Below are 18,209 nucleotides of genomic sequence, written 5' to 3'. Positions count from 1 at the left end.
CCGAGGTTCATTGGTGTAGCCGGAATTCATGGAATTGGGGCTGTAACACAGCCCGCACAGCCCTTACCGTGAACTCATCATTCCGCCTGCCGAGAGCCGCGCCATGTCCCTGCGTCTGGATTACTACAACGCTTCGCCCAAGGCGATGAAAGCGATGATTGCCATGGAGGCGCTGACCGCCAACTTGAGCATCGAAGCGCCGCTGCTGCAATTGATCCGGATCCGCGCTTCGCAACTCAACGGCTGCGCATTCTGCACCGATATGCACTCGGTGGACGCGCGACGAGCCGGGGAGAGTGATCGGCGCCTCTATGCGGTCGCGGTGTGGCGCGACAGCAACTTCTTCAATCCCCGCGAACGGGCGGCGCTGGCCTGGGCCGAGGCAGTGACGCTGTTGGCCGAAAGCCACGTGCCGGATGACGTCTACCAGCAAGCGCGCGAGCAATTCGATGAAGGCGAACTGGTGGACCTGACGGTTGCAGTCAGCACCATCAACAGCTGGAATCGTTTGGCTGTCAGCTTCCGTCAGACCCCGAGTGACTGAACAGCGCCCATCCCTGTGGCGAGGGGATTTATCCCCGTTCGGCTGCGCAGCAGACGTCAAAACGGTGAAATCGGTTTATCTGACAGATCAGAGTCAGGCGACTTCAGGGCCGCTGCGCAACCCAACGGGGATAAATCCCCTCACCACAGGCGCTAAATCCCCTCAGCACCCACAGTGCGATTCAATTCGCCGGCCGCTGCGGTTTCACCGATGTGCCAAACGTATTCCCCATCCGCGTACTGGTCGCAGCCGGGGTCGCCAGTCCGACCTGATTCGGCGCGCGCTTGTGCACCGGCACATTCAACGCTTCCATGTTCTTCTGCGCCGCCGCCGCGCCGTCGGGATTGTTGCCCATCTGTTGGCTCAGGCAATCGTAATTCGGCGCCTTGTAACCGCCGACCGTGACCTCGACACAACCCAGCGGCTCCTCCGCCTGCGCCGCGCCCACCGTCATCAGCAAGACCCACATCCACCGCGTTTTCATGTCCGCCTCCTGGCCCGCCCGAATGGGCCGCTCTGGGGTTTGAGTCTAGTGCAAGCGCGGCGCAAAACCCGTGATGGTTTTTTTGCACTGCCCGTCATACCAGAGTCATAAATGCCCCGCAGGATAGCGATTTTCAGGGGTGCGCCAGTCGTGCAGCGAGGCAGTTCGCGGATCAGTCTTCAGCGCTCGGCGACGCTTGTGCGCCGCGCGGGTCTGGGGTGGCTGCTCGGTCTGCTGGCCAACGCGGCCAATGCAGATCCAGCAGCGGCGGATATGCGCCTGACCTTGCACATCCCGGCGCAGGAACTCGCTCGGGCGCTGGATCAATACAGCCGCGCCACGGGCGTCGCGGTGCTGGTCGACAGCCAGTTGAGCCGCGGCCGCCGCTCCCTCGCCGTGGATGGCGAATTCACCGCCGCCGATGCCTTGCGCCATTTGCTCGGCGGCACCGGGTTGATGGCGCGCTATGCCCGCGCCGACGCGTTCACCTTGCAAGTGGCGCAGGTGGAAGATCTGCCGGTGCCGACGGACAAACCCACGCCGGCCGCTGTCGCGGTCAACCGCAGTTACGCGACGGCGGTGCAAGCGGCGATCGAGCGCAAGCTGTGCCGCTCGCCGCTGACACGGCCGGGCAGTTATCGCGCGGTGTTGCAGGTGTGGGTCGGGCGCGACGGCGTGGTGCAGCACAACCGGTTGGTCACTTCGACCGGCGATGTACGGCGCGATAACGCGCTGGTGGAAAGTTTTCGCAACCTCACAATCGATCGGCCGACGCCCAGCGCCTTGCGCCAGCCGGTCACGTTGCTGTTGTTACCGGAGTCGTCAGGGAAGCGCATGGAATGCACGAGATGGGAAGGAGTTTCCGGGGGATGAAAGACGCCGGACAAAGCACGATGGGCCAGCTGTTCCTCAGCTCCTACGAGGACTTTCGCGTGCGCTTGCGCCGCCGCCTCGGTTCCGAGGATCTGGCCAATGACGTGCTGCACGAGACCTGGCTGCGGGTCGATCGCATGGAAACCCCGCCGAACCTGCTCAAGCCCAACGCCTACCTGTATCGCATGGCCCTCAACATCGCCGCCGACCGCCGTCAGGCCGATGCGCGGCTGCTCACCGGTACTGAGGTCGAAGAGCTGCTGCAACTGGGCGACGAAGCCCTCGACCCGGCGCGGGTGGTCGGCGGGCAAAAGGAGATGCAGGCCCTGCTCAGCGCCTTGTACGAACTGCCCGCACGGCGTCGGCGGATCTTCATCGCCGCGCGGCTGGAAGAGGCGCCACACCTGGAAATCTCCCAGCGTTTCGGCATTTCCACGCGCATGGTCGAGAAGGAAATCAAAGCCGCGCTGGGCTTCTGCGCAGCAAAACTGGAAAGAAAAGTGTTTCAGCGGTTCGGTCGCGGGGCCGGAAAACCGTCTAGCGAATAGTGACCCGATTAATCCGTTGAGAATTTGCGCGTTTGAACATCTTTCGACTGAAACCCGCCGAGCCTTCGGCCACCGAGTCTCTGCACAGCGAAGCCCAAGATTGGCTGATCCTGCTGACCTCGGGCCGCGCCACCGTCGCCGACGCCCGCGCCCTGCGCGAATGGTGCGCGCAGAGTGGCGAACACGCCCGGGCCTTCGAAGAGGCCAAGCGGCTGTGGCATCACCTGCAACCGGCCGCCGAAGCCGTGCAGGGCCGACGCAGCTTCGGTCGACGGGCATTTCTCGGCGGTGCGATTGCCGCATCCGCCGCATTCCTGCTGGTGCGCGGCACGATTCCCGGCGGCTTCGAAGGGCTGGGCGCTGACTACATCACTGAAGTCGGCCAGCAACGCCGGGTCGAACCGGCACAAGGCGTCAGCCTCGAACTCAACACCCAAACCCGCATCAATCAGCGCAGCGTCGAAAACGGCGTGCAGGGTTTTGAACTGGTCAGCGGCGAAGTCGAAGTACAAACCGCACGCCTGCCACTGGCAATGCAGGCCGGAGCAGGGTGGTTGCGCGCCAGCCAGGCCCGCTTCAACCTACGCAACACCGACCAGCAAGTCTGCGTGACCTGCCTCGACGGCACGGTCGACGTCGCCATCGAAGGCCGCAACCTGCGCCTCGAAACGGGCCAGCAAGTCACCTACGACGCACGGCAAGTCGGCAACGTGCAAACCGTCGACACCGCCGCCGTGATGAACTGGCGCCAACAAGTGCTGGTGTTCAACGGCGCGACCCTCAGCCAGATGATCGACGAAATCAACCGCTACCGCCCCGGCATGCTCCTGCTGCTCAACCGCGAACTCGGCCAACGCCGCGTCCAGGCCCGCTTCAACCTCGACCAACTCGCCGGCGTCGCCTTGCTGATCCGCGACGCCTACGGCGTCAAATGCACCGAACTGCCGGGCGGCGTGGTCGTCCTCAGCTAACTGCCTGCCACACACAGATCCCCTGTGGGAGCGAGCCTGCTCGCGAAGGCGGTCTCCGCTCTAGCTGCCTAAACCCAGTTCCATTGTAGGAGTGAGCCTGCTCGCGATGACGGCCTAACAGCCAACCAACCTGCAACTGACCGCCCCCGATTCAATTGTGGGAGCGAGCCTGCTCGCGAAAGCGGTCTACCAGCTGACCAATATCTTCCGGTCGCACTCGATCCCTGTGGGAGCTGGCTTGCCAGCGATGACGGCCTAACAGCCAACCAACCTAAAGCTGACTGCCCCCAATTCAATTGTGGGAGCGAGCCTGCTCGCGAAAGCGGTCTACCAGCTGACCAATATCTTCCGGTCGCACTCGATCCCTGTGGGAGCTGGCTTGCCAGCGATGACGGCCTAACAGCCAACCAACCTGCAACTGACCGCCCCCAACCCAATTGTGGGAGCGAGCCTGCTCGCGAAAGCGGTCTACCAGCAACAACAATATTGACTGACCCACCGCAATCGCGAGCGGGCTCACTCCTACAAAAAACTGCGGTGACCCCGGCTATTGCAACAACCCAATCACCTGCCGATACCGCTCAACCCCCTGCGCTGTCTGCCTACTCAAACTAATCTCCAACCCCAACGGATCCTCCCGCCGATTGCCACTCAACTGCCGCCATCCCTTATCCACCTCCCAAACCCGCACCTGCACATCACTCACCTCACTCAACACTGCAACCCCCTTCCCAGGCGCCGGCAACGGATAGCGGCTGCGCGCCTCAGCCACCGCCCGATACAACGTATCCCCCTTGACCCACCACCGTACCCGCTGCAACGCCCCCGGCTGATCCGCCGCGCTACGAATAATGTCCAGCCGAAACCCCTTGCTGTCACTGCTGCGCACCGTCACCGCCGGCGGCGCGGTCGGCGCCTCATCCTCAGCCCCGACCTTGCGCGGCTCGCTCAACTCCACCCCCGCGCGCATGTCGACATCGCGCTGCAACTGATTCAACACCCGCAACAAGCCATCGCTCTGCTCACTGCTCGCCTGCAAATGACTGTCCGCCCGCGTCACACTGTCCAGCCCGCGCCAGGCAATCAGGCTCACCACCGCCATCAGCAGAATCGCGACCATCACCTCAATCAGAGTGAACCCTTGCTGAGTCTTCATTGAATACTGATCCGCCCACTGCCATCGCGCAGCACACTCAGCCGATTGGCCCCATCCGACAAAATCAGCCGCAACGGCGGATTGATCCACTCGGCATTCAGCACCACCGTCTGCCGGGGCTCCACACGCACCTCCACCTTCGGGCTCTGCCACGCACGCGGGCGCAACTGCGCATCCTCCTTGAACGACTCAAACCCCACGCCACCATCCCCACGTCGACCAAAGCGAAACCCTTTGGCATCCGTCACCCACACAATCGGCCGCCCATCCGCGCGAGCCTCGGCCTGCGCCACCTGCAACAACTGCGCAACCCGCTCGGCATCCTTGCGCAACAACAGCAACGGATCGGGCCTGATACTCAAACTGATCGCCGCACTGGCAATCCCGATGATCACCAGCACCACCATCAACTCGATCAACGTAAAACCCTGCTGCCTGCTCATCACCCACGCGCTCCTTGGCGTCCCACCCCATCGTGCCCGGCGAACATGTAAGGCATGTGAAATAAAACGGAGAGAATTGCCGCGTAGGCTGGCAACAGGGACAACAAGGAGCGACAACCCATGAAATTCACCGCACGGATCACCCCGGCGCAAACCGTCCAGGCCCTGGCACTGCTCACCGCCCTGGTGGGCGTCGCGACATGGTCGTCGCTGCTGCTGACCACGGCGGAATCCCACACACCCGCAGCCACCCCGCAAGTGCTCGCGGCGAGGAGCTATAGCCCGGCGTTGCAGTGGTTTTCCAATGAGACTTCGCCGGTGGATATCAAGGTGAGTGGGGTGATCGCGGGCGGGAGCGGGACGGTGGCGATATTGAGTTTGAACGATGGCGCGCCGAAGAGTTTTTTGGTGGGGGAGAAGGTTGGGGTTGGGGTGAAGTTGGTGGGGATTGAGGGGGATGGGGTGGTGATTGAGCGGGGTGGGGAGAGGGTGAGATTGGGGGTGGAGAGGTTGGGGGAGGGGGTGGTTCTGCCGAGGTTCGTGAAGCCGTGACTAATGTTGAAGAAAGTTGGTGTACGCTGTGCGATCAACGAAGGCGGTCTCTGCGTTTATTAAGAAGAACTTTACGGAGTAGCGTTGACGCATGCTGTCAAGGTGGGGCTGTGAATTTGTTATGGGCTCGCCGGCTAGATGTAGAAAATCACAGAATTTGATAATTTCTTTTTTAGTTAGATGGGCGGAGCAAGACTCGGTAATTGGGTAATTACGGCGAGATGTGTTCGTTTCCAAGAGAATCATGAAAAGCCCGTCAGACTAGTTTCAGGTGTGCGGGCTTTTCGGGTGGATCTAAGCTGAATTTGAGTTATCAGTGTAGGCGAGTAAGTTGTTCTTTTCTGAAACTATGGCCACGTTAAGTATCCGGCAGTCAGCTGTTTGAATCGGCTATCAAGTGGAGCTTTACCATTACCCGGTAGATTGACAAGGAGAAAGTCGATGCATTCAAGCAGGCGCTGATTGACCACGCCTGATTTTAGTTTTTCTAAGGCCTTACATGCTTGTTTTCGGCAAATCTCTTCGCTTAACTGCAGCTGTATTTCGTATGAGGTTAAAGCAGCCAGCGCTGATGGAGCCCATGCGTCTCCTAATAAAACTAGGAGTCGATCGTAGTACCCTATGCCTCGTGGTGAAACTCCGTTGTTATAGGCTCTGCCGTTACCAATACGACACATCAAAAATATTTTTATCAGTTTTGGGCCAAAGTTCTGAAGTATGTCTTGCTGGTTGTGGATATACGACATAATCTCATCAGCTACAGGGGCTTCATGATGATAATTATCCCAAGCATGATGTTTTTCTAATAATGTATCGACCAGGCCATCAACTAAGATTGCACGCTCCGCGTTGGAGCGGAAGGCATTACCGTTCACAACCTGAAAAAACTGAGCCCCGAGATCATATTTATCTTTATGGAGGTTTGTATTGTATCCTTCTAATGTCAGGCCAAGGCGATATTTGAAATCATCATTGCTTGCACGCCAAACTGGTATGGATAATAGTGAAATATTTTTTCGAACCTGTGGGTCTGTATCATGAGCAACGTATATCCCAAACATTGTTCTTAGAACGTTTCCGCAGTGGTGAGAGGCGAGTTCATTTATTTTTCCAGTTATTCCGGAAAGATTGGCGGCGTCTAATGGCTGGGTGTAACTGCGTAGGTTTTGAATAAATGCCTGAACCTGTAGTGCGGACTCTGTAGGTCGATCTTTTAGGACGTCTTTGATGCAGTTTGTAAGCCATGCTAGTAATTCATAAGCATTGATAGTGTAATTAGTAGGGTGCGAAATGCCTATATCGTTCCGCATGTCAAGCATGTGTTTTAATTTCTTAGATGTGGTTTCACTGATTAGTTCCAGCTTACGACATGTATCCAGCAGTGTTGAATCTTTTACTGAGCGAAGATCCTCCTCTGTTTGATAAAATTCTCTGTTTTTTCCGCCAATGGCTGCGTCGTAGAAAATATCAAGGCCGTAAGCTATAACTTTTTTGTGGAGATCTAGGACTACTTCGTTCCAAATTGCATTGAGAGAGTAATCGAAAAGGCCAAATCCTGCGCCTACTACAAATTTTGAGAGATATCTAGCACCTTGCTTGGCTTCGGGAGGAAGTGATTCAATAAGAGCCGGCAAGCTCTGCCCAATGATGGCCCTGTCTTCAGCAGACGCAATAATATTGTCGTGTGGCAGTCCAATACTTTCCAAAACATCCACAATCATTTGTGCTTGTGGGTCAACTAACTGCATTTGCGGCTTTTGAATTAAGTTGTTCATCGATGATTCCTTTCGTTGACGGATGTGGTAGCTTGCCTTCGAGCAATGATCTAGGGGGTAGTAAATTAGTTCTTTATCATTAATGCTGGCCAGAAGGCCGGGTTTATAATGTACGATATGTCCGGTTTTTTCTTTATTACTCCGTTCATAAGTTGAGCGCTGTAGTTGAAGTTGTAAATGTATTTGGCCTCTCCTTCGATATCTAGGCCAATAAAGCCGTACCAAAGTAGTAGATCAAATATTTTTTCAATTAGTGACTCATGTACGCCGAAGTCAATCAGGGCTGAATGAATTTCTGTCTTGCTTAGTACAGATTTGCTATCGATAAAGGCGTATAAAATATCGTCCACATGACTTTCTACGTCTCTTATTTCGTAGTTTATATCGATAAGTAAATCGGTTGAGTAAGCCGCCATTCCTTTTATGATGTCGTCACTGTCTATTTGCTCATGATTCAAGTTTATCGCGAAGCTTTTACATTGGCTGATAAGATTTAAAAGAAATCTTGGCCTCATTAGAGATCTGTCGATTAGAAACTGGGAGCTTTCTTCGCCGTCAAAGTGGCTTACACAAAGCTTCGGCCAAAGGCCTTGGAACTGCTCTTTTCCCGTAAAGTTGTTGGCAACAATCCTTAATCTAATAAGCTCTCTAAGCAAGTCAGGGTCAGTCCAGTCTAAAAGAACTTTTGCTTCTTTGCCGCGATCCGAGGTACTTTTTACCAAAAGTTCATATACGTCATTTCGAAGGAAAACGATGGTGTTAACAACAACGCTTGATCTGCCGAACTGACGTTCAGTTTTTTTAGTTGCATCAATGAGTGCTCTTACAATTAGCAGATCTTCTACTTGTAATCCGGAGGTCGGCCAGCCTTTGTCAAGATTGTCGAATAGTAGCCAGCAAACATCTTTGTGTCTCATGTACTCTATGATTTGCTCGGTAAGCTGCTTCACGTCGTGGCAATAGAGGAGTTCAGTAAGTTGCCCTGTTGAAAGTCTAACTTCGGTGGCGGTGCCATGTTTAGATCGATATTCGGTAGTAATCTTTTCCATAAGGATACTCATCCTTTCTGAAAAATCACCCTCGCTATCGTATCCTTCGCTGTTATATAGTTTGGCTAGTTTTTGATATGGCTCATAAAGATGATGGTTGTGTATGTGGGCTTCACGATCTTTTTCTAAAATTTTGTAGCATATCTCCAGAAGTAGGACATACTCCCAGAACGCCATTATAGTATGTTGAAAAGTTCCTTCCTCTAAGAAAGATAGAATTAACTCTTTAAATTTTATTAGCTTGTAACCGTCGGGTTTTAGGTCTAAAACAATATTTCCATTTTTGTTGCGTTCTCTATCGCGCACTTGTAGAAATATAGCTGATTTTCCAGAGCCTTTTCGCCCGACTACGATGTTGGCTTCACCTCTTAAAGATTTTAAAAAAGGGTCCGTCTTCAAATAGTATGTTTCCAGCGTCCGCATTTCGTTTTCAGCGGAGGTCGCGCCTAGATCAAGAGACTGTAGAAATGTATCGTTTGTAGTTATGTTGAGCTTAACATCTTGTTGAAATGACTCGGCTACGCGTCCTGCGAAATCCGCTATATAGTCGTTAATGTCATTCGGATGGAAGGTAGTATTTACAAAGTCGCGATAGTCAATAGGAACTGGACCTTCGCCATCCTGCAAGATACATAGTGCTTTACCCATTCCATCAGCCAAGCCTGCAAGAAAAGCGCCCCTCATGTTATGGGACTCAGCGCCAACAGACCTAAAAGATAATAGGGGTATTACTACTCCATGAGACTGCGATATTTGGCTGATCGCGTCGTTCGCAGAAAGCCTTGGTTGTTCATTAGGATCAAATGATCTAAAGAGATATCTCGCTTTTTTTATACGGGAAACAATGCGTGTGGCCCAATCCGTTTTATGCAGTCCCTCTAGCAAATACACGGGGGACTTGTTGTTTATTTTGTTGGGTATTGGGATCGGGGCTGCAATAATCGCTGTCTTTATGAACTCGCTTAAGTCTGCTGAGTTTTGGTAGGTTTTGTATCCCAAGGTGTCGAATATTCCTATTTCTCGAATTGAAGGTGTTCCTTCTTTTATACTTTCATTTCGAGTGATTAGGATTCTTTTGCCTATACCTATGGCAAATCCTATTTCATAAGTGACATTGAAATTTAGGACGGAAATATCAGCGACAAAAAGGTCTGCTTGTTTAATTCCAGTTAAAACCTCCCCTGCGATAAATTGACCAACGATATCTAATGCTCGCCATGACTTTATAGAGAGGTTATCGCTTTCATTTGCGACGAGTATAGCTCGTTCAATAGTTTGACCAATTTCATTAGGTGAAGCTGCATAAGCGAAGAAGCCAGAAAATTTGGCCATAACAAATCCCTGTTTAAAGGTCTTTTTGCTTACAAGAGCATTTTCGCAATGCCCTACTCCCAATCGATAGCAGCCAGTTATACGGCCCAAGCTAGCTGTTTGCCACCACTCTGTCCAGAGCTTCGGATTGAACCGATGTTAGGTTGGTGGGAAGGACTCGTCGGAATCATGCCTCGGTAGATTTTTGAACGGCCGCTTTTAGCTGATACCAGACTCGGAAGATGATCGAGCTTTCAGAGAGCCGGCGTCGATAGAGCCTCACGCAATGATTGCCGCGTTTGTTGTGCATTCGTCCTAGAAATCATTTCCCGGGATGAAGAGGCGGATCAGTTGCGGGTACGTGACGGAATGAGGTTTCGATAAACGTCAGTGTTTAAAAGACAGCTTTAAACACGCTCCCGGGCTACACATCCTTGCGCCTTTGCCTACAGCTAAGCCAGAATCCGCCGGCTTGTGCGCCTTAGGGGCGGGTTCTATTGTGGTGCGGTCGCTGACGAATCAGCGATCGGATTTGACCGTCCGCCCAATATCAAGGCGCGCCAGCGTCCTGCACCTGTTCAGGCATTGTCTGAAATCATGTTGCGGTGGCTGTGCGTGGGACACCTTCGGGTGTGCCGGATTCCTTGATGTCCGGTCGGTCAACCCGCGTACAGCTGCCACCCTGTTTGTTTGACCGCGAACGGTGGCGGCTCCAGTCATCAAGGAGCTTCACCATGATCAAACCAACCCCCAACCCGCCCGAAACCGATCCCACGTCTCCCTACGAATCCCTCGATTCCAACAAACTTCACGAAGCCGCTGACCGTGCGCTCGATCATTACCTGTCGCCAAACAATCTCCTGCCTCCGCCGCGCAAGGCGCGGGGGATGTATGCGGTGACGGCGGATACCAAGAATGAAGAACTGCTGGCTGATGCGAGTGAAACGCTGGCTTCGGCGAAGACGATTGCTCAGGACATTTCCAGTTTGTTGCCAGCGCCGCAGCGGCGGGCGTTGTTGGGGGTTGCTCAACTGATCATGTTGGGGGAGCTGGCGGTGAATCGGGTGATGGATAATTTGGAGGTGGCGGGGTGATGTCGTTGGCCTTGTTCCGGCGCTGGGCCTTGGGATTTTAGGTGCGGCAGAAAAGCCCCTCACCCCAGCCCTCTCCCGGAGGGAGAGGGAGCCGACCGAGGTGTCTTGCGTTGTGCATCGACCTGGACGAGCGTGTTGATTATGGATTTTTGATGCTTATGCACCGCGGCAGAAGAGCCCCTCACCCCAGCCCTCTCCCGGAGGGAGAGGGGGCCGACCGAGGTGTTTTGCGTTATACATCGACCTGGAAGACCTTAGCGGCTATGGCTTTGCTGGGCTTCAGCGATGCTGGATTCAGAGCGATACGTTCAGGTCGGCGTATCTCTCGAATATCCCCGTATCGGTTCCCTCTCCCTCGGGAGAGGGCTAGGGTGAGGGGCTTCCTGGCCGTGACAACAGGGTCTCCAGTCTGGCCAACGGCGGCGCATCCTGGTTGCGATCAAATACTTGGATTCCAATCCTGAGCAACCGCCCATTCTCTGCGCTGGCGATCACCTGTTCACAGCGCAACATAAGCCGCCCTTGATCACATTCAACAGCCTTCACCCCATTCGGCAATCGACCTTCCAGCCGTAGCTCAGCCATCCGGCTCTGCGCGGCAATCATCGCGACCGACCGATCCCTTAAAACCCCACTGCTCTGCGTCATCAACCCCGCGACGCGCACGGCGGCGGACATGGCGACGGCGATGATCGCCAGTGCCACCAGCACTTCAATCAGGGTGAATCCTTCCTCTCGCGTTTGCGCGCGCATACATGGCCCAAAAGCAAAACCCAGCCCTCGACGCTAACCCCCGTCCTTGACGGCTTGACGACGGAAACACCCGAGGATTTTCAACATCCCTGACATATCTTCTTGCAACACTGCGCGTCGAATTCGGATCAAGCCAGGGAATGTCGAGATGGATATCGCACCTTTGAACACGCTCAGTCAGTCGCCGCGCGTGCCGCGTGGGCAGCAGGGTTTTACCTTGATCGAGATCATGGTGGTGGTGGTGATTCTGGGGATTCTGGCGGCGATGGTGGTGCCCAAGGTGCTTGACCGGCCGGATCAGGCGCGGGCGACGGCGGCGAAGCAGGATATTGGCGGGTTGATGCAGGCGTTGAAGTTGTATCGCCTCGATCACGGCACGTATCCGAGCATGAATCAGGGGTTGAAGGTGTTGGTCGAGCGGCCGGCGGATGCGAAGAACAGTAACTGGCGTTCGTATCTGGAGCGTTTGCCGAATGACCCGTGGGGCCGGCCTTATCAGTACCTCAACCCGGGCGCGAATGGCGAGGTCGATATCTTTTCCCTCGGCGCCGATGGCCAGCCTGACGGCGATGGCGTGAATGCCGATATCGGTTCCTGGCAGTTGTAAGGCCGGCCGTGAAAACTGGTTCGCTCAACGGGGCGAAGCAACGGGGCATGGCGATTATCAGCGCGTTGTTGATTGCCGCCGTGGTGGCGGTGATTGCGGCGGGGATGTTGACGCGTCAGAGCGTGGCGACCCGGGCGCTGGAGGCCGATCAGCAGCGGGTGCAGGGGCGTTGGGTGGCGCAGGGTGGTCTGGAGATCAGCCGGCAGTTGCTCTGGGGTGCGCGCCTGCGTGATCCGTTGACCCGGCGTGATCAGCCTTGGGCGCAGCCGTTGCTGGCGGCGGGTTTTGCCGGGCGGCTGGAGGACGAGCAGGGCAAGTTCAACCTGCGCAATCTGGTCGCCAATGAGCGCATCGATGAGGCGCAGGTGCAGGCGTTCGAGCGGTTGTGTGAGCTGGTCGGTGTGAGCGCCGTTGTCGGCCAGCACATTCGCCAGCGGGTGATCGCGAGCTATCCGCATCTGCTCAATGCGCAGATTGGCGCGACTGGCAAAGCCGGTTTCGACAGTGGCCGAGCGACTTCGCCCGATGCCGATCACAAACCGCAGCCGCCGAAGGTGCCGATGCTGCGCACACTTGATGATCTGCGCAGCGTCGAAGGCGTGACCGATGCGCTGATCGGCCAACTGGCGCCGTACGTGACGGTGATTCCGGCGACGACGTGGATCAACGGCAACACCGCCACGGCGCAGGTGCTGGCGGCGTATGTGCCGGGGCTTTCGCTGGAGCGGGCGACGGCGTTGATTGCCGAGCGTGACGCCGGGCGCTGGTTTATCAATCGCGGCGATTTTGTGAACCGCTTGCGCATGCCGCAGCTGGAAATGAGCAGCGTCAAAGTCGGCATCACCAGTGACTGGTTTCGTTTGCGCGGTGAGGCGCGGCGTGATCAGCGCCGGGTCAGCCTCGATGCTTTGCTGCACCGCAGTGAGGATCGGCTGCCGCAGGTGATCTGGTCGCGGGTGGGCGCATGAGCCAGTTGCGCGTCGCGTTGCCGCCGCTGGCGGAGCTGGAGTTGCACAGCGAAGTGAGCTGCGCCTGGCTGGATCGTCAGGGGCAGGTCAGTCGTGAGGAACGGCTCACCCTGAACCAGTTGGGGCAGCAGCCGAAACAACCGCCATTGCTGTGTTTTCTGCATCCGGCCGACAGCCTGCTCGCCAGCATTGATCTGCCGCCGCTGCCCGCGAACAAAACGGCGGCCGCTGTGCAGTGTGCGGCACAGGCGTTGATGCTCGGCGACAGCAGCCAGATGCATATCGGCCACAGCCCTCGCGATGCAAGCGGGCAGGTGCAGATTGCCTGGGTCTCGCGGCTGCATTTGCAGGTTCTGGCTGCGGTGCTCAAGCAGGCGGGTTTGAGTTTGCGCGGTTTGTATCCGGCGCCGTATAGCCTGCCAGTGGCGCCCGGTGTTGTCGCTTGTGTGGCGGACGGGCATTTGCTCCGGCGCGAGAGTTTGAACAGTGCGCAGGTTGAGCCGTTGCTCGGTGACGAAGTTGATGAGGCATCGTTCGCAGCTGACGCGACACAACGCTGGATCGGTCCTTTGCCCGGTTGGGGGTTGCACGGCGGCCTGCAGCAAACCGGCGGCGAGCACCGTGGCTGGGGTCGTGCTGTCGGGTGTCTGGCTTTGGCCGTGGCAGTCTGGGTAATCGGGCTGAATATGTACGCCGCCCGCGAAGCGCGGCAGGGCCAGCAGCTCAAGGCGCAGATGAGCCAGCGGGTGAAGCAGGCCTTCCCCGAATTGCCGGTGATTCTCAACCCGCTGCAACAGGCGCGTCAGCAACTCGAGCAGCGGCAAAAAGGCGCGGTCGATGACCCGGCGCAAAATTTCAATCGACTGGTGTTGCAGGCCGGCACCGGCATGCCGTTCATGGCTGGCAGTGTCGAGCGTCTGACCTATCGCGACGGCGTCTTGCAGCTGGCCTTGCTAAGCGATGCAAACCGTGGCGGCAACGACAAGGACTGGCAAAGCACCTTGGCCCAGGCCGGCATCAGCGTCACTGCCGATGACGCAGGCTGGACCTTGCGCCCGAGCGATGAATCCAGCGCCAACACCAACGAAGATGACGACAGCGGAGCAGACGATGAGTAGGGCGACGCTGGCGATTTACCGTGCGCGCTGGCAGCGCTTCAGCAGCCAGTTGCAGGCGCGTTGGCAGCCGTTGGCGTTGCGTGAAAAACGCATGGTCGCCGGCATGGCGCTGGTGCTTGTCGGTCTGCTGATCTGGCTGACGCTGGTCAAGCCGCCATTGGCCAGGATCACTTTTTGGCAGAGCGAAACGCCCAAGTTGCGCGCGCAGACTGAAGCACTGGAAGTGCTGTTGCGCAGCGTCAATGTGCGGCCGCAGGGGCAAAGCGTTGACGAGTCGCTGGAGCAAAGTCTGCAAGCGGCGGGGCTGGCTGGGCACTACCAATTACAAGCGGCGGAGGGTGGCGCGTGGCAGTTGAATGTCGACGCCGCGCCCGCCGATGCGCTGCTCGACTGGCTGCTCAGCCAGCCGTCACAACTTTCTCTGCAGGTGGTCGAGGCGCAGTTGCAGCGCGCAAGTGAGGCCTCGACCGAAGTCACTGCCGGCACATTGTCAGGCACCGTTCGCATGGATCAGGCGCAGGGCGCTAAGGAAGCTTCATGAAGGAGTCACGCTGCAAACCGGCACGTCTGGCGCTGCCGTTGTTGCTGATGGCATTGAGCGCGTGCAACAGCACCACGGCGCCGCAGAATCAGCCGCCGCTGTTGGTCGACAGCGAACTCGGGCGGCCGCTGGCCAACACCCAGCGCAGCGGCGATGCGGTAGCCGATCGCGAACGGGCGCAGGCTCAGGCGCGGCCGGTGCCCAAGCAGTTGCATAACATCAGCCAGCGTGGGCGCAGTGGTGGTGCTGCGCCCAGCAACACGGTTGCGCGCAATCCGTTGGGCGAGCAACCGGTGACGCTGAATTTTGTCGAGGCGGATATTCAGGCGGTGGTACGGGCGCTGTCGCGGGCCACCGGGCAGCAGTTTCTCGTCGATCCACGGGTCAAGGGCAATCTGACCTTGGTCTCGGAAGGTCAGGTGCCGGCCCGTCAGGCCTATGACATGTTGCTCGCGGCGTTGCGCATGCAAGGCTTCAGCGTGGTCGATGTCGGCAGCGTGGCGCAGGTGGTTCCCGAGGCCGACGCCAAACTGCTCGGCGGGCCGATCTACAGCGCCGACAAACCGGCCGGCAACGGCATGCTCACGCGCACGTTTCGCCTGCAATACGAGAACGCGGTGAACCTGATCCCGGTGCTGCGCCCGATCGTTTCGCCGAACAATCCGATCAACGCTTATCCCGGCAACAACACCGTGGTCATCACCGATTACGCCGAGAACCTCACCCGCGTCGCGCAGTTGATCGAGAGCATCGACACGCCGAGCGCGATCGACACCGATGTGGTGCAGATCCAGAACGGCATCGCTGCCGACATCGCGCCGATGGTCGCCGACTTGCTCGACGCGCCGGGCAATGATCCGACGCAGAAAATCGCCGTAATCGGCGACCCGCGCTCGAACACCATCATCATCCGCGCCGGCAGCCCCGAGCGCACCGAGCTGGCGCGCAACCTGATCTACAAACTCGACAACGCGCAGAGCAATCCGAGCAATCTGCACGTGGTTTATCTGCGCAACGCCCAAGCGGCGAAACTGGCGCAGGCGCTGCGCGGTTTGCTCACCGGCGAGAGTGACAGCGGCAGCAGCGACGCGGCGCGGTCGGTGCTCAGCGCGATGGGCAGCAGCACCGGCGGCAATGCCGGGCAGAACGGCCAGAGCAGCACGCCGAGCACTGGCACTTCAACGACGACTGGCAGCGGCGCAACCGGCGGTAGCTATGCGCAGGGCAGTGGCGGCGGCAGCAGCAGTGGCGGTACGCAGAGCAGCGAACAGAACGTTGCTTTCAGCGCTGGCGGTGTGACGATTCAGGCTGACGCCACCACCAACACACTGCTGATTTCCGCGCCGGAACCGCTGTATCGCAATCTGCGTGAGGTTATCGATTTGCTGGATCAGCGCCGTGCGCAGGTGGTGATCGAGAGTCTGATTGTCGAGGTCGGCGAGGACGATGCCAGTGAATTCGGTGTGCAATGGCAGACCGGCAATCTTGGCGGCAAGGGCGTGATCGGTGGCGCCAATCTGGGTGGCGCGGGTCTCAATACGGGAGCGAAGAACAGCATCGACGTACTGCCGCAGGGTTTGAACCTCGGCTACGTCAACGGCACCGTCGACATTCCCGGCATCGGCAAGATTCTCGACCTGAAAGTGCTGGCCCGAGCGTTGAAGAGCAAGGGCGGCACCAACGTGCTGTCGACACCGAACCTGCTGACCCTGGACAACGAAGCGGCGAGCATTTTTGTCGGCCAGACCATCCCGTTTGTCAGCGGCAGCTACGTCACCGGCGGCGGGGGCACCAGCAACAACCCGTTCCAGACCGTGACCCGCGAAGAGGTCGGCCTCAAGCTCAACGTACGCCCGCAGATCTCCGAGGGCGGCACGGTGAAGCTGGATATCTATCAGGAAGTCAGCAGCATCGATGAGCGCGCATCCAACAGCGTGACCGCCGCCGGCATCGTCACCAACAAACGGGCGATCGACACCAGCATTCTGCTCGACGATGGGCAGATCATGGTTCTCGGCGGGTTGCTCCAGGACGGTTACAGCCAGAGCAGTGATGCAGTGCCGTGGCTGGGCAGCCTGCCGGGCATCGGCGCGCTGTTTCGCAACGAACGCCGGGCGATCACCAAGACCAACCTGATGGTGTTCCTGCGCCCGTACATCATCCGCGACAGCGAAGCGGGGCGCAGCATCACCCTCAACCGCTACGACTTCATGCGCCGCGCCCAGGGCGGCTTGCAGCCGGAACGCAGCTGGGCGATGCCCGACATGCAGGCGCCGCAATTGCCAAGCGCTGCGCAAGGCGTGCCAGCGCCGGGGCCGACATCAGGCCCACGGGCCACGATCAAAGCCGTACCGATTGAAGGGAGCACCCGGTTTTGACTGAGATGATGACTGTGGTAAGGGGATTTATCCCCGCTCGGCTGCGCAGCAGTCGTAAAACCGGTATACGGGATTTGCCTGTAGAAACCGGTTCTCAAGGTTTGGGTCTGCTGCGCAGCCCAACGGGGATAAATCCCCTCGCCACAGAGGTTCCCATTGCCACAGGGGATCTCATTGCCACGGTACCGATTGAAGGGAGCACCCGGTTTTGACTGAGATGATGATTGTGGTGAGGGGATTTATCCCCGCTCGGCTGCGCAGCAGTCGTAAAACCGGTGCTCGCGATTTGTCTGTAGAAACCGGTTCTCAAGGTTTGGGTCTGCTGCGCAGCCCAACGGGGATAAATCCCCTCGCCACAGGGGGGCTCATTGCCCCAGAGGATTTCATTGCCCCAGAGGATCCCATTGCCACAAGGGATCCCATTGCCACGGTTTCGATTGAAGGGAGCACGCGGTTTTGACTGAGAGGATGACGGTGGCGAGGGGATTTATCCCCGCTCGGCTGCGCAGCAGTCGTAAAACCGGTACACGCGATTTGCCTGGAGAAACCGGTTCTCAAGGTTTGGGTCTGCTTCGCAGCCCAACGGGGATAAATCCCCTCGCCACAAGGGGATCGCATTGCCACAAGGGATCTTGTTGCCACAGGGGATCCCATTGCCACGGTACCGATTGAAGGGAGCACCCGGTTTTGACTGAGATGATGATTGTGGTGAGGGGATTTATCCCCGCTCGGCTGCGCAGCAGTCGTAAAACCGGTACACGCGATTTTCCTGGAGAAATCGGTTCTCAGGTTTTGGGTCTGCTTCGCAGCCCAACGGGGATAAATCCCCTCGCCACAAGGGATCTCATTGCCACAGAGGATCGCATTGTCACTGAGGATCCCATTGCCACGGTACCGATTGAAGGGAGCACCCGGTTTTGACTGAGATGATGACGGTGGCGAGGGGATTTATCCCCGCTCGGCTGCGCAGCAGTCGTAAAACCGGTACACGCGATTTGCCTGTAAAAACCGATTCTCAAGGTTTGGGTCTGCTTCGCAGCCCAA

17 protein-coding genes are annotated in these 18,209 nt (G+C 57.4%); 11 read left to right on the top strand and 6 right to left on the bottom strand.

Annotation, left to right across the window (positions count from 1 at the left end):
* Positions 1–103: 103 nt before the first annotated feature.
* Positions 104–544 (top strand): carboxymuconolactone decarboxylase family protein, encoded by a 441-nt coding sequence (locus tag PSH90_RS15060; protein WP_095180179.1) that lies wholly within the window; start codon positions 104–106, stop codon positions 542–544.
* A 181-nt stretch (positions 545–725) separates the two neighbouring features.
* On the opposite strand, the gene PSH90_RS15055 is transcribed toward PSH90_RS15060, so the two are convergent.
* Positions 726–1,028: a hypothetical protein gene (locus PSH90_RS15055; protein ID WP_041480100.1), complete on the bottom strand. Its 303-nt coding sequence runs from the start codon at positions 1,026–1,028 to the stop codon at positions 726–728.
* Between the two features lie 150 nt (positions 1,029–1,178).
* Here PSH90_RS15055 and PSH90_RS15050 point away from each other — a divergent pair, with 150 nt between their 5' ends.
* Genes PSH90_RS15050 through PSH90_RS15040 form a run of 3 tightly spaced genes read left to right on the top strand, consistent with a single transcriptional unit; the run spans position 1,179 to position 3,420 of the window.
* Positions 1,179–1,901 (top strand): secretin and TonB N-terminal domain-containing protein, encoded by a 723-nt coding sequence (locus PSH90_RS15050; RefSeq protein WP_191636969.1) that lies wholly within the window; start codon positions 1,179–1,181, stop codon positions 1,899–1,901.
* Complete coding sequence (locus PSH90_RS15045; protein WP_041480103.1) at positions 1,898–2,449, top strand: RNA polymerase sigma factor; 552 nt, start codon at positions 1,898–1,900, stop codon at positions 2,447–2,449. Before PSH90_RS15050 ends, PSH90_RS15045 begins: the two co-directional genes overlap by 4 nt.
* 32 nt (positions 2,450–2,481) lie before the next feature.
* On the top strand, positions 2,482–3,420 hold the full coding sequence (locus PSH90_RS15040) for a DUF4880 domain-containing protein (protein WP_305380912.1): 939 nt from the start codon (positions 2,482–2,484) through the stop codon (positions 3,418–3,420).
* A gap of 547 nt (positions 3,421–3,967) precedes the next feature.
* On the opposite strand, the gene PSH90_RS15035 is transcribed toward PSH90_RS15040, so the two are convergent.
* Together PSH90_RS15035 and PSH90_RS15030 are read right to left on the bottom strand one after the other, a co-directional pair.
* Entirely contained in the window at positions 3,968–4,576 is a 609-nt protein-coding gene (locus tag PSH90_RS15035; protein ID WP_305380910.1) for a prepilin-type N-terminal cleavage/methylation domain-containing protein, read from the bottom strand.
* On the bottom strand, positions 4,573–5,019 hold the full coding sequence (locus PSH90_RS15030; protein ID WP_305380909.1) for a GspH/FimT family pseudopilin: 447 nt from the start codon (positions 5,017–5,019) through the stop codon (positions 4,573–4,575). Before PSH90_RS15030 ends, PSH90_RS15035 begins: the two co-directional genes overlap by 4 nt.
* Positions 5,020–5,139: 120 nt before the next feature.
* Between PSH90_RS15030 and PSH90_RS15025 the strand changes: the two genes are divergently transcribed.
* Entirely contained in the window at positions 5,140–5,571 is a 432-nt protein-coding gene (locus PSH90_RS15025) for a type II secretion system protein N (RefSeq protein WP_305380908.1), read from the top strand.
* Between the two features lie 347 nt (positions 5,572–5,918).
* Here PSH90_RS15025 and PSH90_RS15020 read toward each other — a convergent pair whose 3' ends face one another.
* Positions 5,919–7,346 (bottom strand): hypothetical protein, encoded by a 1,428-nt coding sequence (locus tag PSH90_RS15020; RefSeq protein ID WP_305380907.1) that lies wholly within the window; start codon positions 7,344–7,346, stop codon positions 5,919–5,921.
* A 65-nt stretch (positions 7,347–7,411) separates the two neighbouring features.
* Positions 7,412–9,727, bottom strand: coding sequence for a P-loop ATPase, Sll1717 family (locus PSH90_RS15015; protein WP_305380906.1), 2,316 nt, complete (start codon positions 9,725–9,727; stop codon positions 7,412–7,414).
* Between the two features lie 713 nt (positions 9,728–10,440).
* Between PSH90_RS15015 and PSH90_RS15010 the strand changes: the two genes are divergently transcribed.
* Entirely contained in the window at positions 10,441–10,800 is a 360-nt protein-coding gene (locus tag PSH90_RS15010; protein ID WP_016774969.1) for a DUF6124 family protein, read from the top strand.
* Positions 10,801–11,166: 366 nt separating this feature from the next.
* Here PSH90_RS15010 and gspI read toward each other — a convergent pair whose 3' ends face one another.
* Entirely contained in the window at positions 11,167–11,553 is a 387-nt protein-coding gene (gene gspI / locus PSH90_RS15005) for a type II secretion system minor pseudopilin GspI (RefSeq protein WP_305380905.1), read from the bottom strand.
* 148 nt (positions 11,554–11,701) lie between these two features.
* Between gspI and gspG the strand changes: the two genes are divergently transcribed.
* The 5 genes from gspG to gspD are packed head-to-tail and all read left to right on the top strand — an operon-like array spanning position 11,702 to position 17,165.
* Positions 11,702–12,160: a type II secretion system major pseudopilin GspG gene (gene gspG, locus PSH90_RS15000; RefSeq protein ID WP_016774967.1), complete on the top strand. Its 459-nt coding sequence runs from the start codon at positions 11,702–11,704 to the stop codon at positions 12,158–12,160.
* Positions 12,161–12,207: 47 nt separating this feature from the next.
* Complete coding sequence (gene gspK, locus PSH90_RS14995; RefSeq protein ID WP_305380904.1) at positions 12,208–13,128, top strand: type II secretion system minor pseudopilin GspK; 921 nt, start codon at positions 12,208–12,210, stop codon at positions 13,126–13,128.
* On the top strand, positions 13,125–14,246 hold the full coding sequence (gene gspL, locus PSH90_RS14990) for a type II secretion system protein GspL (RefSeq protein WP_305380903.1): 1,122 nt from the start codon (positions 13,125–13,127) through the stop codon (positions 14,244–14,246). Before gspK ends, gspL begins: the two co-directional genes overlap by 4 nt.
* On the top strand, positions 14,239–14,787 hold the full coding sequence (gspM, locus tag PSH90_RS14985; RefSeq protein WP_305380901.1) for a type II secretion system protein GspM: 549 nt from the start codon (positions 14,239–14,241) through the stop codon (positions 14,785–14,787). Before gspL ends, gspM begins: the two co-directional genes overlap by 8 nt.
* Positions 14,784–17,165 (top strand): type II secretion system secretin GspD, encoded by a 2,382-nt coding sequence (gene gspD, locus PSH90_RS14980; RefSeq protein WP_252886314.1) that lies wholly within the window; start codon positions 14,784–14,786, stop codon positions 17,163–17,165. Before gspM ends, gspD begins: the two co-directional genes overlap by 4 nt.
* The last annotated feature ends 1,044 nt before the right edge of the window (positions 17,166–18,209 follow it).

The organism is Pseudomonas sp. FP1762 (assembly GCF_030687105.1).
GTDB lineage: Bacteria > Pseudomonadota > Gammaproteobacteria > Pseudomonadales > Pseudomonadaceae > Aquipseudomonas > Aquipseudomonas siliginis.
The sequence above is the reverse complement of the archived record's forward strand: the minus strand, read 5'-3'. Positions and strand labels throughout refer to the sequence as shown.